The following is a 17,350-nucleotide window of genomic DNA, read 5'->3' as shown; positions in this document are numbered from 1 at the left end:
GGAAAATTTCCCCAACCAGATCCTTCGCCTTTTATCATTCCAAAAATCACCTCAATGACCCTTAAGTGTATTCTGTAATCCTGTTGAGAAACAGACTGTTTGTTCGACTCTATTTAGTGTAGGCTTAGCGCATACATATTAAGGAGCTGAACAAATTTGAAGAGTTGGAAAAGTAAATTAGTTCTCATGGTAATAATGGTAAGTTTCGTACTATCTACATTCTTGGTCGGAAATCATGTACACGCTGATAACTTAGGAGAAACTGATTTAACAGATGGATTGCCCATTACTGCCTTCACATCAAGTGGATCGTTAGTTTATAATGGAGACCCTCGTAGATTCGGACCAGAAAAGGCGTTTGATAATGTTTGGGATGAAAATAACGAAGGATTCCAAACCGCTGCAACCAATGATTCTAAATGGATTTCGGTTGATTTTGGAAAAAAACAAGTAATTTCAAAACTTAGATATAAAGCAGATGTTTCTTATAACTATAGATATGACATGAAAGATTTTGTTGTTCAGGCTTCAAACGATAATTTGGTATGGACAGATCAATATACAGGAACCGCCCTTGGAAATAATTTAATACAGGAATTTGCTTGGCAGCCCACTGATGCCTATAGATATTGGAAGATTTTGTTGAAAAATAGTATTGGTAATACTGATATCATTATGGTTGCTGAAATGGAACTAATAGGAGTCGATACTCCGATTTTAGCAGCGCCTTTGAATTTGACTGCTGTAGCTGGTGATAAAAAAGTTAACCTTTCATGGTCACCAGTCGCAGATGTAACAAATTATAATGTGAAACGTTCATTAAGTTCAGGGGGACCATACACTACAATTGCTTCCAATGTTACAGACGTATCTTATATAGACAATGCTGTTGTTAACGGTACAACCTATTATTATGTAATTACTGCATTGAATGATAATAGTGAAAGCTCGAACTCAAATGAAGCATCTGCAACGCCACAGAAGATTAATGTACCTGAACCGGAGCCTTCAGGAGATCGAGCCATTCTTACTGTAACTTTAACAACAGGACTTGAGAAAGAGTTTGATCTTTCTATTGAAGAAGTAAATGCATTCTTGGAATGGTATGATGCCCGCGATACAGGAACAGGATCTGCTAAGTATGGAATCAACAAACACACTAACAACAAGGGGCCATTTAGTAGTCGCAAAGAATATGTAGTTTTCAATAAGATCCTCACCTTCAGCATTGATGAATATTCTGCACAAAATTGATGTCAAATCATAAAGTAGCCCGCCAGCTATAGTTATATTGTTTACAGATTGTCCCAAACATGATAGTGTCATCTGTACGTGAACGGAAGCACCGTGCCCTGCCTTTTTTGGTGGGGTATTTTGATATTGTATGAATTTATTGTATTTTTGCGGGAGGGGTAATTAGTGTTATCAAGTTTGAAAAATACTGAATTAAGAGATCTTTGTCGTACTACAATTGAAACCCTTGAAATATGGTTAAGAAGATTAATTGATCAGCAATTGCGAGAGGATTTTGGTGTGAATTATCTTCAATACAAAGACAATGCTGGAAATTTTCTTATGAAAAGATCTGTTCGTGAAGGTGTTATAAGAAGAAGAAGTACTGAACCCAAGAGATATCCTCGTGATATTGATGCGGTACTATTAGATGATTCAGTCTCAATTTTACTAAATCCTATTTTATATAAAAAGTACTTCAGAGCTGCTTTAATATCTGCTTTTCCCATCGGAACCGATATGGCTAAAGTGATCTTCGATAAGATTATTGAGCCTCGTAATTATTTAGCACATGGAAATCATATATCTGTTCGTCAAGCCGAACAGATCCTATGTTATTCTCACGATATAATTGATTCAATTAAAGGATATTACGTTCAGATTGGAGTGGGTAGATTGTTTAATGTACCTTCAATTATTCAGGTATCGGACTCACTGGGGAATATAAAGTATGAATCAGAAATATCTGAAGTAAGAAATGATGTTTGTATACCATTTATCTTTAACCAGCCAAATAATCCGACATTGCGGCCAGGTGATGAACTGAGCATAGAGGTGGAGATTGATTCAACATTTCAAGAAGATCAGTACACTATACAATGGAGAATCGAAGGACAAATGCCTTCAATGCATCAAATAACAAATAAATTTTTCATAAAAATTGATAATTCTCATGTTGGTGAACGTTTTGTAATTAATTGTTTTGTTACTTCAAATAAAGACTGGCATCGTTATGGTTCTCACGATGATTGCCTTATTCTCTTATATAAAGTCTTACCGCCTATATAGTAAGGAGCAGCAGCATGACTTTTGCATATAAAGTTTTGGAAAGTGATATAGACTTTCTATCAACTGCCATGGTCCTACTGAGGTATCAGTATTGTTCAGCATGAAGCAGACCAGTCCGGGTGATGGCAGATGAGCAGGAGGAGTTCCTTGTATTACAAATTTTTTTACCGGGGCTACCAAGAGCGCTGTAGACTCACCAGGGATGTGATGCTCACGTAGATCAGCCTGGCGGTTGACCCGATATACGGCTGATTCGGCTAAGTCTCTACAGTATAAAAAAGCCCGTCAATCAATCCGATTGACGGGCTTTACTATTGAAACTTAGATACCCATTAATGACCATTAAATATAATTGGCAATAGATTTAGCTATTTTTTTGTATTCTCCGATAACCGACGTATGTGTCCCAAGCTCCAAATAATAACTAAGTGAACCCACAATACCTGCTAATAGGCACTTACTACTCTCAACTGTGGCCGTCATATCCGACCCACTATGAACTATTAAAGTAGGGACATTCAACTTAGGCAGCATATCAGTTAAGTCGTATGATTGTAACGCTTTAATATCTGCAATACAAGCTGCTGCGCTCACTGACATATCCGGAATGCGGGCAATTAAGTCTCTGGTTCTTTCCTGGCTGTTGATAGCTTCAAATTCATTGATCATCATTTGCTGAAATGCTGCAACTAACTGATCCCCGGGCATTTCACAAAAAGGTATCATGCTAGGCCATGATGCTGCGCTCTGAAGTAAACCTAGTTTTGTTACCTTCATTCCATCTATAACAGCTTTAGCTGCTACAGTCCCACCCATTGAATGACCAAATACATAAAGCTCCTCTGTAAATATAGCACTATCTTGCATGGCTTCAACAAATCCACACACGATATCAGACAAACTACTTATTGTTTCTAGCGGATCTCCTCCAGATGCTCCATGTCCAGGATTGTCCATTTGATATACACAAACATCAGGTCTTAGCAAGGCTAATTCATTACACATGTCACTGGTAGTTTCAGCATTACCAAGAGCTCCATGTAACACTAATACTGTTTTTTCAGGCAAGGTACTACCAGCATAACGACTATAATAAGCAATCGGAATGCCCCGCACTTCAATAACTGCTTTACCAACAACTACTGCATTTTTCGTCTCATTCATCACTAATAACCTCCAATAGTTTTAATAGAAATTTGTAGAACGACAAATAACCCCAAGCTGAGAAATGGGGAAAGGGGAATTGAGTTAGGCAATTTACCCGAGCGGAGTTTTGTATATCCGAGATACAGATATACGAAAATACACATCATTAACAATGCCGAAATAGTTCGCTCAAAACCTACACTCATTCCAATTAGAGCGATTAACTTAATATCTCCAGCTCCATGAGCTCTTGGGTTGATCATGAAGACCAGGAACAACACTGCGCCTGGGACCAGTCCCCATAAATATTCAGGGCTGAATCCTATCCTGAGCACTAGCAATGATAAAATTGCTGGGTACGTTAGCTTATTGGATATCCGCCGCTCCGTGATATCCGTGTAGCTGAACCAGCAGCAAAGCATGATTAAGCATATTATCAGCAACATATTTACTGTGGCCATCAATCTATACTCCTAGGTCCGGAAATAGCAGTTGCAGGCCGCAGATCACGATTACCTCCAGCAATGTACATAAGTTTGATATCATGTTTTCCTCCTTCATACGAGCTTTCCGTTACTTCACAAGTAAAACCCCACCGAGAACGCTGGGGTTAGCTATTTGCTATTTATTTGGTCCGTCTTACATTCTGCACATCATCATACATGCTGCCGTAGATTTCTACTTGCTTCGTACTACAAGTCACCAAGCTATTCATTCCTGCAGGATCAGTTGAAATCTTAATCCGGTAATAGCCATCAGTAGCATTTACGGAGGTCATGTATTTTCTGCTTTGATAAACTTTTCCGGAGTCAGAGGTGATCTTCGTTAAAGGTAACTCCCAGGTAGCGTTATTGCGGTCCCCGCTGGTCTTCTCCAGCTTAACTTGGCGCTCGTACTTCCAGTTCGAGTCATAGAAGGTAGCGTACACCGCATCAGGACCGTAGTAAGTCCCTCCTAACGGATAAGCTGTTCCTTCCAGACCTGTCGGTGTCCTTGTCTCCCAATTAGTGTTGTACGTTGTATTCACTTTTAGCTCAATGCCGTAGCCGGCTCTGGTAATTGTATTGGCATCCTTTCCACTTTTCTTGGCGTAGGGGATAATCTCCCAGGAACCACGACTCTCCCTATCCGTCTCTTTGGGGCGATTAAGATCCGTTGCTATGCCTTGCTTGGTGTTCACTTCTGCAGAGATCTTCAGATGCTCCTGGTACGTGATAGGCGTATTGCTCCAGTTAGGGTCACCGTAGTCGGTGTAGTACTCAGTGAAATAGTGAGTCTTACCATCCGCCGTTGTGTAGCTTGAAGTGTAATACTTCGTAGGATAACCAATGATCACTGGATAGGACACAGACCATTCACCAGCAGCCTCCGGCTGATTACATTCGCTCCCACTTCCTGAAGCTCCTGAGACGACACTACAGCCTGTCGTGACTATATTATTGCTCCTATTCTGATCTACCTTTTCTTTCTCGGGATCAACGGAGAGCGTAAGATTGTGAACCCCTGTCGAGGTGCCTGTCCAATTAAAAGGACCCACGGTTAGCGTCTGACCCGCAGCAAAAGATTTTCGCGTCTCATAGATTTTGCTGGCGTTATCGTATAAGCGAATGAGCACATCATTCTGCTCAACTTCGCTGTCGTTCTTCACCTTGCCGGTGATGCTTGAATGACCTCCCTTGGTGATGGAACTTGGAGATGCTGTGATCGATACCGCAATGAGATCCGCCTTCGGAGCTACACGTTCAATCATCCATTCTCCATGTAGCTTATTGTTGTTGTACGCCGCTGCCGGTGACTCTAGCGCCCGATCCTGGTGCACCGGATTGTTAATCGTAGCATCGACTTTGATGTAGTACTTCCCCGGATTATCACCAATTTCGATTTTACCGAGCATGTAGTTGAACTCCTGTCCATTCACTATGGTCGCAGGAAGAGATTGGTTCATCGAAGCCAGCGAAAACTCTGCGGTAAGTACACCGCCAATCTTGACTGCAGCATTCATTGGCATCCCCCGCGTAAATACTGGAGGATTGCGCTTCCTCTGGCGAATGATTTGAATCGGGACTTACATCCGAGGCACCTAACGCCGTCCAACTTCGTATTGCTGTCGTTGATAGGCTGGAATTCTCAATAATCACGACAAACTTTACGGGGATCTCCTCCGCTAACGGTAAGAGGTTGCAGGCCTCATTCTCGTGGATTAGGATGTATTCCGGCATTAAGATCAAGGCGCTCTCTTTGACTTCCTCAAATGTACTCCATACATGAAATTTAAAATGGGGATCACTAATTTTGGGCTTTACGCCAACAAGTAAAATATGCAATGATGTCCTACCTCCTCTAAGGAATATGTCTACTGTATGATCATAGCTCAGGGAGGCAAGTGAAACGTGTGAAGATTGTACTGAAAAAGTATGGTTTTCCTTTCCTCAAAGTTATACTCATAATGGACAAAAAAAGCTGCCAAAGGCAGCTCGCAAAATAAAATTATTCATTTCGACATTGATTTACTCATTCAATTTTTTTCATTGATTTTGCAATATTTATCAGTGAAGACCTTGAAAGTTCTGTTGTGTCTAATTCAATGTAAGTACCAGAATCTAGCCATTTGAGCGTTCCGCCCGTAGCATTTTTCCCGATATACCCTTCGTACCATGCTTTATTCCCATTAATTGAGACAAGCTCTCCACGCGGTACAAACGAGAACTTCTTCTTAACTACTTCTGATTTACGGGTATTATTTTTTACATCAAACACAGTGTTTTCATGATTTATATCTGAACCGTTCTTCATTTCTCTGACACCGAATACATATGAACCCTTATCATTGAAGTAATTAATCAACACGGCAGGAATATCCGTTTGATTAATATTAGAAGGTTCTTTGATTTCATAACTTGTAGCTGATTCTACATGAGAGGGAGCATAAATACTAAAGCTCAATTTATCTCCTAGTTCCTTTATAACAGAAATGTCTTGTACTGTCGTTCCCAAAGTTGCAGCAATTAGAAGACCAACATTTAAACACAAGATTTTCAACATTTTTATACCTCTTTTATTCAATTTGTTATGAGGTATTGTGTCCAGATTAATTAATTTATTCCCGACATTTATTAGATCAAGCCCACAAAAATAAATTTCCAGTACATAACTCATGACTTGCAAACAGAGTTTGCTAATGTAAATGCAAAAAGCGCTTCTAAATCCTCATGAGAGAGGTTCAGAAGCGCTTGACTTTATACAATAAAAATTTCAATTACTGATAAGCGTACCCATAGACAGAAACATACGTCCCGCCAACAACACTGTTACTATTTAAAGACACCCATGAAACACTATATATTTTCCCTGGAGAGAGGCCTGTAATAGTAAGATTCCAAAATGAAATTGAGCAAGAATTCCGGTAATGAAATAGCGCCGTGACCAAAATGTGACCATCTGCCTTTTTACGAGGTTACTGGATTATTTATAATCCTCAATTTATCAGCCTACATACAGCAAAAAACCCTTACAGGGTAAGGGTTTAAGTGAAGTGGGCCCTACAGGACTCGAACCTGTGACCAATCGGTTATGAGCCGACCGCTCTAACCAACTGAGCTAAGGGCCCGGACTAGGATATCCGTATATACAAGTGCTGTCCGGTGGAAAGGTAATTGCGGGGGCAGGATTTGAACCTGCGGCCTTCGGGTTATGAGCCCGACGAGCTACCGGGCTGCTCCACCCCGCGTCAGTTCACAAATATTCAAACAGCGACAATAGATAATATACAATATAGACAGGGATAAAGTCAAGGAGGATTTTGGTTTTTATGGGCTAAGGCAGAAAACGTACTCCATACCGGCCTTTGCGTGAACGGTAAATTTCCACAAAACGCGGGTCGTGATACCCGTAGATCCAGCCGTCCTGCTCCAGCCTTTTGGCGAGACAGCCTGCTTGAAACCGAGTTCTGAACAGCTTGGCGAAATAGATCCAATTCATGATGCCTTCTTCTCCTTCATCTCAGATAATGTATGCCCCGGTGCTACTTATCATGCCCAGTTTTGCAATAAAATTTGTGGAATGCCCTGGGGAAAGGATGGCAATTCATGTACCTGCTGCTTCAATCTCTGGACTACAGACGCTGCTGAGGATAATGGGAAATCGTTCTGGAGTGGAGCGAAGTGTGGTGAGGAGTTGAACCGGAAACAGTTGGATTTTGCACACTTGCTTAACCGGAATTTGTTGGTTTCAAGGAAGTAAGTGGATTTACGTTATCTAATTCTGGCGATTTCTTCATTATCATCTGTTCCGTGCAGCAACAAGTGCCTTTTTTCCAGCTACACTCTTCACAAGCTTGAGGATGCTTTCAATAGTTGCTGTAAATCCACTTGCTTTCCAATAGAAAGGATCTTGCAGCACGCCAAAAGCCGAAAGCCAAAGCCATGGAAACAAGAGAAGCCCTATCCCCCACACCAATGGGGAACTGGGCTTCTTCTCTGCTTCTGCTACCCTACAAGCCGAAGGCCGCAGGGTTCTGGCGCCAGGATTGCAGCAGCGCTACATCGCTCTCGGCGATTTTGCCTTGGGCCAGCGCTACATTAATAAGCGTGCTGTAGTTGGACAGGCTCTGTAACGGGAGTTCGGCTGCAGCGAAAGCATCTACGGCGCGGTCCAGCTCGTAGCTGAAGATGGCCAGGACAGCCAGCGGGAGGCCGCCTGCTTCCTGCACGGCCTGTGCAGCCTTGATCGAGCTGCCGCCGGTGGAGATCAGATCCTCGATGACGATAACCTTCTGGCCCGGGGCGATCAGGCCTTCGATCTGGTTCTGCTTGCCGTGGCCCTTGGCCTTGTCGCGGATGTATGCCATCGGCAGACCGAGCTTATCGGCCACCCAGGCGGCGTGCGGGATACCGGCAGTCGCAGTCCCGGCAATGACTTCAGCGTCCGGATAGCTAGCTCTGATCAGCTCTGCGAAGGCATCCGCTATGTAGTTGCGTACGGCCGGGAAAGACAAGGTCAGACGGTTGTCGCAGTAAATCGGCGACTTGATGCCGGAGGTCCAGGTGAACGGCTCCTGCGGGCGCAGGGCTACCGCTCCGATCTCCAGCAGATGGCTGGCTACCTGCTCACTTCGATTCTGGAATTCGCTCATGCTTGGCTCATCTCCTCAATAATAGTTAATGCCGCAGCGCGCGGGTCTGCCGCTGCTGTAATCGGGCGGCCGACTACGAGGTAGTGGCTGCCCTGCTGAATGGCTTGTCCGGGTGTCATGACCCGGGACTGGTCGTCAAGGGATGCGCCAGCGGGCCGGATGCCCGGGGTGACCGTGCGGAAGTCCGGTCCGCAGGCCTCGGCAATGACCGCTGACTCCTGCGGCGAGGCAACCACGCCGTGCAGTCCGGCCTGTGCCGCAAGCTTCGCATAACGCACGACCGTATCCGTCACCGTTCCGCTGATGCCGATCTCGCTGTTCATCACTTTCTGGCTGGTGCTGGTCAGCTGGGTGACGGCGATAATCAGCGGCATGTGCAGCGAGGGCTTCAGGCTAACCACCTTGGCCGCTCCTTCCAGTGCAGCGGCCATCATAGCAGTTCCCCCGGCGGCATGTACGTTGAACATGTCCACGCCAAGCGCTGTCAGGCTCTCTGCGCCTCCCCGGACGGTGTTCGGGATATCGTGCATTTTGACATCCAGGAACACCGAGTAGCCGCGCTCCTTCAGCTCCCGGATGAAGTCCGGCCCGGTCGCGTAGAACAGCTGCATTCCGACCTTCATGTAACAGGGAATACCTTCAAGCTGCTCCATCAGCACTCTCGCCTGGGCCGCATCCGGATAATCCAGCGCGACCATCAGGCGTCCGGCCATTTCATTCCACTTCTCTATCTGTCCGACATTCTCGTGCCCGTGCTGCTGCTCTGCTGCTATCCGCTCCATTCGCCAACCTTCTTTCTTCGTTATGGTATCCACGCCCCGGGCTGCAAGGTCCCGGGCATAGGTGAACGGTCTGCGCTAACGCAAACCGTCCCAGTAGCAGCCGTTCCAGGCTGCCTTACCCTATATCTTATTGTCCGACAAAAGCAGGCATTGACTGCGACGAGAAGTTAATCGTCTGCAGCATTCTCAGCAGCGCCGTTACCGTATCGAGCGAGGTCATACATACGACGCCGTTCTCTACCGCTTCACGGCGGATGCGGAAGCCGTCACGCTCAGGCGTTTTACCCTTGGTGAGTGTGTTGAAGACGAAGTTCGCCTGGCCGCCGCGAATCAGATCCAGAATGGTCGGCTCACCTTCATCCAGCTTATTGACGTTCATGACGTTCAGTCCGGCCTGCTCCAGTGCTGCGGCGGTACCGCCGGTGGCAATGATTTTGTAGCCCATCGCATGGAAGCCCTTCATCAGCTCAACCGCTTCAGCCTTGTCTTTGTCCGCTACGGTAACGATAATCGCTCCGGTCGCCGGAATCTTCATCCCTGCACCAATCAGGCCTTTGTAGAGCGCCTTGGCGTACAGCTTGTCGCGGCCCATAACCTCACCGGTCGATTTCATTTCCGGCCCAAGGGTCGGCTCTACTCTGCGCAGCTTGGCAAAAGAGAACACCGGCACTTTGACCGATACATATTCGCTCTCCGGCCACAGCCCTTCGGTATAACCGTCTTCCTTCAGCTTGCCGCCGAGAATGATTTTGGTCGCCAGATTCGCCATTGGAATGCCGGTTACCTTACTCAGGAATGGAACGGTACGCGAGGAGCGCGGGTTCACTTCAATGACATACACTTCGTTCTGATAGATGACGAACTGGATGTTCACCAGCCCGACCGTCTTCAGCTCCTTGGCAATCTTGATCGTAATCTCGGCAATCTTCTGCTTCAGGCCTTCATCCAGCGCCTGCGGCGGATAGACTGCGATGGAGTCGCCGGAGTGAACCCCTGCACGTTCCACATGCTCCATAATCCCCGGAATGACCACGGTCTCGCCGTCACAGATGGCGTCGACTTCAACTTCCTTGCCCAGCATGTAACGGTCGATCAGCACCGGATGCTCCGGATTTACTTTGACTGCTTCCACCATGTAGCTCAGCAGCTCAGTATCATTGTAGACAATCTCCATTGCACGGCCGCCCAGGACATACGAAGGACGAACCAGCACCGGATATCCCAGTGATTGTGCAGTTGCAACAGCTTCGTCAATATTGACCACCGTCTTGCCCTTAGGCTGTGCAATATCCAGACGGGCCAATAGTGCTTCGAATTTCTTGCGGTTCTCGGCCTCATCGATGCTCTCCAGACTGGTGCCGAGGATATTCACACCCGCAGCAGCCAGCGGTGCCGCCAGGTTAATGGCTGTCTGTCCGCCGAACTGGACGATAACGCCGATTGGGTTCTCTTGAGCAATAACGTTCATGACATCCTCGAAGAACAGCGGCTCAAAATACAACCGGTCCGAGGTATTGAAATCCGTCGATACGGTCTCCGGATTGTTATTGATAATGACCGCTTCATAGCCAGCCTTCTGAATCGCCCATACCGCGTGGACGGTGGAGTAGTCGAATTCAATCCCCTGGCCGATACGGATCGGGCCGGAGCCGAGTACAATGACCTTCTGCTTGTCGGAATGAATGACTTCATTCTCCGTCTCATAGGTCGAGTAATAGTATGGCGTGGAGGCTTCGAATTCTGCGGCGCAGGTGTCGACCATTTTGAACACGGGCACCAGCCCCTGCTGCAGACGCATTACACGCACTTCAGATTCCTTGGTAAATGCTCCGCCTGGACGTCCTTCAGCGCGAATCTCGGCAATCGCCCGGTCAGTGAAGCCCTTGCGCTTGGCCTGATACAGCGTATCCGCCGACAGCGTCTCTTCGGCCCGCAGCACATCCTCGAATTTGACCAGCCCTTCGATCTTGGAGAGGAACCACCAATCGACCTTGGTAATATCCTGAATCTCCTGCAATTCGTAGCCGCGGCGGAATGCTTCGGCAATCAGGAACAGACGTTCATCATCGGCCTTAGCCAGTCTGGTACGCAGTACACTATCCTCAAGCAGTTCTGCTCCCGGCAGACGGAAACGGTGTACCCCGATCTCCAGGGAACGGATAGCCTTATGGATCGACTCTTCAAACGTACGGCCAATCGCCATCACTTCCCCGGTCGCCTTCATCTGGGTTCCCAGCTTGCGGTTCGCCGAGGTGAACTTGTCGAACGGCCAGCGCGGGATTTTGCTGACGATATAGTCGAGCGTAGGCTCGAAGCAGGCATAGGTCTGCCCGGTGACCGGGTTGACGATCTCATCCAGCGTGTAGCCGAGGGCGATCTTCGCAGCCATTTTGGCAATCGGATAACCGGTCGCCTTCGACGCCAGTGCCGAGGAGCGGCTGACACGCGGATTCACTTCTATAACATAGTACTGATAGCTGTGCGGGTCGAGGGCGAACTGTACGTTACAGCCGCCTTCGATGTTCAGCGCACGGATAATCTTCAGAGAAGCACTGCGCAGCATCTGATATTCACGGTCAGACAACGTCTGGCTCGGCGCTACGACGATACTGTCGCCCGTATGTACGCCGACCGGATCAAAGTTCTCCATGTTACAGACTACGATACAGTTGTCGTTCGCGTCACGCATAACCTCGTATTCAACTTCCTTCATGCCGGCGATGCTCTTCTCCACCAGACATTGGCCGATCGGGCTGTAGCGGATCCCTGCCTTGACCGTCTCGCGCAGCTCCTCTTCGTTGTCGCAGATCCCGCCTCCGGTTCCGCCCAGCGTGTAAGCCGGACGCACGATCAGCGGATAGCCGATGCCCGAAGCGAAGCCCAAGGCTTCTTCGACACTGGTAATAATCGCACTCTCCGGTACCGGCTGGTCCAGCTCACGCATCAGCTCGCGGAACAGATCGCGGTCCTCCGCCTTCTCGATCGATTCGAGCTGGGTGCCCAGCAGCTTAACGTTCTCCTGCTTCAGCACTCCGGCGCGGGCCAGCTCCACCGCCATGTTCAGACCCGTCTGGCCGCCCAGTGTCGGCAACAGCCCATCGGGACGCTCCTGGCGGATGATACCGGTGACGAATTCGAGGGTAATCGGTTCAATATATACTTTGTCAGCCATATTCGTATCCGTCATAATCGTGGCCGGGTTGCTGTTGATCAGCACGACCTCCACGCCTTCTTCTTTCAGCGCCTGGCAGGCCTGTGTGCCTGCGTAGTCGAATTCAGCTGCTTGGCCGATGACAATCGGGCCGGAGCCGATTACCAGGATTTTTTTGAGTTTCTCGTTCTTAGGCATTGTTATAGAGCTCCTTTCACGGCTTCAAGCTGGGGTTCAGACGGTTTCGGTGCCGTGATTCTGGCATTGGCCGCAAGCTGCGCCTGGCGCGACCCGGCCGGCTGATTCGCCTTGTGCTCGGCAATCAGCTGCAGGAACCGGTCGAACAGATAGCTGCTGTCATGCGGGCCCGGTGCCGCTTCCGGATGGTACTGCACCGAGAAAGCGGGATAGCGGGTATGCTTCAGACCTTCAACGGTCTTGTCGTTGTTGTTGATATGGGTAACTTCCAGCTCCGTGCTGGCAATCGATTCTTCATTCACAGTGTAGCCATGGTTCTGGGAGGTGATGAAGCAGCGTCCGCTCTCCAGCTCCTTCACCGGATGGTTCCCGCCGCGGTGGCCGAACTTGAGCTTCTCGGTGTCTGCACCGCAGGCCAGCGCGAACAGCTGGTGGCCCAGGCAGATGCCGAAGATCGGGTATTCACCCAGCAGCTCGGAGATGGTCTGTACCGCATACGGCACATCCTTCGGGTCCCCGGGGCCGTTCGACAGCTGAATGCCGTCCGGGTTCAGGCGGCGGATCTCATCTGCCGTCACATCATGAGGTACAACGACGACATCACAGCCGCGGTTGTTCAGCTCGCGCAGAATACCGGTCTTTGCACCGTAATCGACCAGCACGATCCGTTCTTTGGTGCCCGGGCTGCTGTAGGCTGCCGTTGTAGAGGTGCGGGCTACCTGGTTGCGCAGCTGTTCAATCGTCGTGTCGCCCATCATCTCCATTAATTCTTCCACACGTTTGTTAGAAGTGGTCAGGATGGCCTTCATCGTGCCGTAGTGGCGGATGATGCGGGTCAGCATCCGGGTATCGATCTCGCTGATGCCGGGAATGCCGTATTCCTTCAGCAGGTCGTCCACGCTGTACTCCGCTCTCCAGTTACTTGGAACCGCCTCATGACGGCGGACTACGAAGCCGTGCACGAACGGGCGCACCGATTCAAAATCATCGCGGGTAATCCCGTAGTTCCCGATCAGCGGATACGTCATTGTGACGATCTGGCCGCAGTACGAAGGGTCCGACAGTACCTCCTGGTAGCCTGTAATCCCTGTGTTAAATACAACCTCGCCTGTCTTTTCACCCTCCGCGCCAAATGCGGTGCCGGTAAACAGCGTACCGTCCTGAAGCAGCAATCTCGCCTGCATGACCTTCCACTCCTTCTTGTTCTGTAGTCTGATTCTTATGTCACAGCCATGCAGCCTGCTGCATGTACTGCCTGTTAGGCTTCACTCCATACGGCCTTGCCGTCCACCCAGGTCTTCACCGGCCAGCCCTTAAGCTTCCATCCGGTAAAAGGTGTATTCCGTCCCTTACTTGCAAACGCAGCAGGGTCCACTTCCTTCTCTTCGTTCAGATCAATCAGCGTCAGATCGGCAGGCGCACCTTCAGCAAGCCGCCCGGTCTCCAGCCTGAACACTCTCGCCGGGTCAGCGGTCATCCGCTGCACCAGCAGGGCTAGGTCCCACTTCCCTGTAGCGACAAAAGCGGTATACAGCAGCGGGAACGCTGTCTCGAAGCCGACGATGCCGAACGGGGCAAGCTGCATTCCCTTGGCCTTCTCTTCCTCGCTGTGCGGGGCATGATCGGTGACGATGATATCCAGCGTGCCGTCCAGCAGCCCTTCGATGCAGGCTTCCACATCGCGGCGGGAGCGCAGCGGCGGGTTCATTTTCCAATTGGCATCCAGGCCCGGAATGTCCTCCTCCGAGAGCAGCAGATGGTGCGGGCATACCTCAGCGGTAACCTTAATCCCGATCTGCTTCGCCTGACGGATCAGCCGTACCGATTGCTCGGTGCTCACATGGCATACATGGTAGTGAACCCCTGTCGCTTCAGACAGCAGAATATCACGGCCCACGTGAATGGCTTCCGATTCATTCGGAATTCCCTTCAGGCCATGTCTGTCGGCAAAAGTCCCCTCCGCTACCGGCGCTCCCTCCACCAGCGAGTTATCCTCACAGTGCGCAATCACCGGCATATCGAGTCCGGCTGCCAGCTTCATGGCATCCTTCATCATCTGGGCGCTCTGCACGCCTACACCGTCGTCGGTGAAGCCGATCGCTCCGGCCGCCTTCAGCGCCGCAAAATCAGTCAGCTCGCGTCCCAGCTCATTCTTGGTAATCGCCGCGTACGGCAGTACCTTCACAAGTCCCGCTTCACGCGCCTTGTTCTTCACCAGCTCGACAATCTCAACGCTGTCGGTCACCGGCCGGGTGTTCGGCATACAGGCAATCGTGGTGAAACCGCCCTTGGCCGCCGAGCGTGCGCCCGTCTCAATCGTCTCCTTGTGCTCGAAGCCCGGCTCGCGCAGATGCACATGCATATCGATCAGCCCGGGAATCAGCAGCTTGCCTTCCGCTTCTACGACCTCTCCGGCTTCTGTAACTGCCTCGGCGGCATCCACAATCTTCGAGATCACGCCGTCCTGCACGACGATATGTTTGCGCTCCAGCGCGCCTTCCTGGTTCAGTACACTGGCGTTTTTGATGATCACGGTTAGAATTCTCCTTTGTGTCTTCCGGCCGCAGCCGCAAGCTCTGAAGTTATTATATAATAAAAATTCACCTTTGTGTATATTTATTAATGGAATGATGTCAGGTTTTTTTGCTGCCTCTGTCCGGCTTATCAGGCCCTATTGCAGCGCCCGTTCCATGACCGCCATCCGTACCGGCACCCCGTTCGCCATCTGCGGGAAAATCCGGGACTGGCTGCTCTCCACCACCGCATCGTCAATCTCTACATTGCGGTTCACCGGAGCCGGGTGCATGATGATCGAGGCCGGGTTCAGCCTGGCTGCCCGTTCTTCGGTCAGTCCGTAGTCCCTGCGGTATTCCTCTGCCGACAAAATAATCCCCGAAGCATGGCGCTCCAGCTGCACTCTCAGCATCATGACCACATCCGCCTTAAGCGCTTCTTCCATAGATACATATGGCGCGAAGGCTGCAAGCTCAGGAGCCTGCATGTTGGCCGGTGCACAGAACTGCACGCTTGCCCCCAGCTTCGTTAACGCCCACAGATTGGACCGCGCGACCCGGCTGTGCAGGATATCCCCGATAATCGACACCTTCAGGCCCTTCAGTTCGCCAAAATGCTGGCGCATCGTATACAGATCCAGCAGCGCCTGGGTTGGATGCTCGTTGTTGCCGTCTCCGGCGTTGATCAGCGGAATGCCTACCTTCTCAGCAAGCTGCTGCAGGACGCCGGATGGCTTCAGCCGCACCACTCCGGCATCGATGCCCATCGACTCCAGGGTGCGGACCGTGTCGTAGATCGATTCACCTTTTTCTACACTGGAAGCCGCTGCCGTGAAGTTGAGCACCTGCACGCCCAGCCTTTTCTCGGCCATCTCGAAGGAGAACCGGGTTCTCGTACTATTCTCAAAAAACATGTTGGCAACAAAATGCGACCTCAGCACCGGTGTGAGCTTCTCGCTCTGCTGATCCCAGTACGCCGTGCGCTCCAGCAGCTGGTGAATCTCTGACCCGTCCAGTTCCTTGATCCCCAGCAGACTGCGTTCCTTCACTTTCGTTGCCGTCATCATTGTTATCGTTCCTCCCGGTTTGAAATAATGTACACTTCGTCCTTGCCGTCGTATTCGGCCAGCGACACTTCAATCTGCTCATGCCTGGAGGTAGGTACGTTCTTGCCGACGTAATCCGGCCGGATCGGCAGCTCCCGGTGTCCCCGGTCCGCGAGTACCGCGAGCTGGATCATCCGGGGGCGTCCGCAATCCATCAGCGCATCCATCGCCGCGCGGATCGTCCGGCCGGTGTACAGCACATCGTCGAACAGGATCACTTTCTTGTCGCGGATGCCGCTGCTGCCCGGTGGCAGGATCAGGTTGCTGTTGACCACTGCCTTGTCCATGGCCTCCCGGTTGTCTCCGCCGCCTTCGCGGTCATCGCGGTAGTGGGTGATGTCCAGCTCTCCGTAGGGGATGTCCACACCTTCGATCTCCTTGATGCGCTCCGCGATCCGCTGAGCCAGGTAGATGCCCCGGGTGCGGATGCCGACCAGCAGGCAATTCTCGATACCTTTGTTTTTCTCCAAAATCTCATGTGCAATGCGTGACAGTGCCCGGCGAATTGCCGTTTCGTCCATAATGACATTTTTTTCAGTAACCATCCTCGTGCCATCTCCCTGCTTGGTTGCTCTAACCAGTTCCCCGGATAAACCAAAAACTCCTTGCCTGAAGCAGGCAAGGAGTGAAATCCGCAGATTCAAAAAGATGGCGTGTCCGCGCGCAGAACTAGGCGCTCCGTACGCATACGGATTCCTGCCCTGCTTGTTCGCGAACCTCGATTCACGTTACCTTGCCAGCCTCACGGGACTGAATTAAAGGTGCTATTTAGCTATAGGGAATTATGACAGAAGAAAGGGGTGATGTCAAATGGAATTGAGAAATCAGGTGAGGGATTTGGCTGAGGTGGAGAGAATACAGTTCAGGTGAGGGCGGCTGCAGTGCTTTTGGACTTTCGGTCGCTGTTGTCTCCAGATTTCATGATTTGGACCGCTGTTCGCGGTGGAAATCCGGAGACAAAGCATTCCTGTATCCCCTTAAATTTGGGCTTTGAAATTTAACGAGCACCTCCTTATGATAAA

14 protein-coding genes and 2 tRNA genes are annotated in these 17,350 nt (G+C 49.9%); 2 read left to right on the top strand and 14 right to left on the bottom strand.

The features are described from left to right. The first annotated feature begins 156 nt into the window (after positions 1-156). Positions 157-1,254, top strand: coding sequence for a discoidin domain-containing protein (locus K1558_RS31970; protein WP_238656044.1), 1,098 nt, complete (start codon positions 157-159; stop codon positions 1,252-1,254). A gap of 165 nt (positions 1,255-1,419) precedes the next feature. Further along, entirely contained in the window at positions 1,420-2,301 is an 882-nt protein-coding gene (locus K1558_RS31965) for a hypothetical protein (RefSeq protein WP_238656042.1), read from the top strand. Positions 2,302-2,643: 342 nt separating this feature from the next. Here K1558_RS31965 and K1558_RS31960 read toward each other — a convergent pair whose 3' ends face one another. From K1558_RS31960 to pyrR, 14 genes are all read right to left on the bottom strand, one after another. Next, positions 2,644-3,465: an alpha/beta fold hydrolase gene (locus K1558_RS31960; RefSeq protein WP_238656040.1), complete on the bottom strand. Its 822-nt coding sequence runs from the start codon at positions 3,463-3,465 to the stop codon at positions 2,644-2,646. 2 nt (positions 3,466-3,467) lie between these two features. Next, positions 3,468-3,908 carry an A24 family peptidase gene (locus K1558_RS31955; RefSeq protein WP_238656038.1) on the bottom strand — a complete coding sequence of 147 codons (441 nt, stop codon included), beginning with the start codon at positions 3,906-3,908 and terminating at the stop codon, positions 3,468-3,470. Between the two features lie 164 nt (positions 3,909-4,072). After that, positions 4,073-5,449 carry a CARDB domain-containing protein gene (locus tag K1558_RS31950; RefSeq protein ID WP_238656036.1) on the bottom strand — a complete coding sequence of 459 codons (1,377 nt, stop codon included), beginning with the start codon at positions 5,447-5,449 and terminating at the stop codon, positions 4,073-4,075. A gap of 509 nt (positions 5,450-5,958) precedes the next feature. After that, entirely contained in the window at positions 5,959-6,489 is a 531-nt protein-coding gene (locus tag K1558_RS31945; protein ID WP_238656034.1) for a hypothetical protein, read from the bottom strand. 491 nt (positions 6,490-6,980) lie between these two features. Continuing rightward, positions 6,981-7,054, bottom strand: a tRNA-Ile gene (locus tag K1558_RS31940). Positions 7,055-7,100: 46 nt separating this feature from the next. Beyond that, positions 7,101-7,174: transfer RNA gene (locus K1558_RS31935), tRNA-Met, on the bottom strand. An 86-nt stretch (positions 7,175-7,260) separates the two neighbouring features. Next, on the bottom strand, positions 7,261-7,425 hold the full coding sequence (locus K1558_RS31930) for a hypothetical protein (RefSeq protein ID WP_019909365.1): 165 nt from the start codon (positions 7,423-7,425) through the stop codon (positions 7,261-7,263). 511 nt (positions 7,426-7,936) lie between these two features. Continuing rightward, positions 7,937-8,578, bottom strand: coding sequence for an orotate phosphoribosyltransferase (gene pyrE / locus K1558_RS31925; RefSeq protein WP_238656032.1), 642 nt, complete (start codon positions 8,576-8,578; stop codon positions 7,937-7,939). After that, the gene (pyrF, locus tag K1558_RS31920; protein ID WP_420800494.1) at positions 8,575-9,360 is read right to left on the bottom strand and encodes an orotidine-5'-phosphate decarboxylase; all 786 of its coding nucleotides are present in this window, start codon (positions 9,358-9,360) and stop codon (positions 8,575-8,577) included. The genes pyrE and pyrF overlap by 4 nt, the downstream gene beginning before the upstream one ends. A gap of 127 nt (positions 9,361-9,487) precedes the next feature. Continuing rightward, positions 9,488-12,709: a carbamoyl-phosphate synthase large subunit gene (gene carB, locus K1558_RS31915; RefSeq protein WP_238656030.1), complete on the bottom strand. Its 3,222-nt coding sequence runs from the start codon at positions 12,707-12,709 to the stop codon at positions 9,488-9,490. Positions 12,710-12,711: 2 nt separating this feature from the next. After that, positions 12,712-13,893 (bottom strand): glutamine-hydrolyzing carbamoyl-phosphate synthase small subunit, encoded by a 1,182-nt coding sequence (carA, locus tag K1558_RS31910; RefSeq protein ID WP_238656028.1) that lies wholly within the window; start codon positions 13,891-13,893, stop codon positions 12,712-12,714. A gap of 74 nt (positions 13,894-13,967) precedes the next feature. Then, positions 13,968-15,242 (bottom strand): dihydroorotase, encoded by a 1,275-nt coding sequence (locus K1558_RS31905; protein ID WP_420800493.1) that lies wholly within the window; start codon positions 15,240-15,242, stop codon positions 13,968-13,970. 138 nt (positions 15,243-15,380) lie between these two features. Next, positions 15,381-16,289, bottom strand: coding sequence for an aspartate carbamoyltransferase catalytic subunit (locus K1558_RS31900; RefSeq protein ID WP_238656026.1), 909 nt, complete (start codon positions 16,287-16,289; stop codon positions 15,381-15,383). A gap of 2 nt (positions 16,290-16,291) precedes the next feature. Further along, positions 16,292-16,873 (bottom strand): bifunctional pyr operon transcriptional regulator/uracil phosphoribosyltransferase PyrR, encoded by a 582-nt coding sequence (gene pyrR, locus K1558_RS31895; RefSeq protein WP_238656024.1) that lies wholly within the window; start codon positions 16,871-16,873, stop codon positions 16,292-16,294. Positions 16,874-17,350: the final 477 nt, after the last annotated feature.

The organism is Paenibacillus piscarius, from assembly GCF_022234545.1.
GTDB lineage: Bacteria > Bacillota > Bacilli > Paenibacillales > Paenibacillaceae > Paenibacillus_AQ > Paenibacillus_AQ piscarius.
This window is presented reverse-complemented; position numbering and strand designations above follow the sequence as displayed.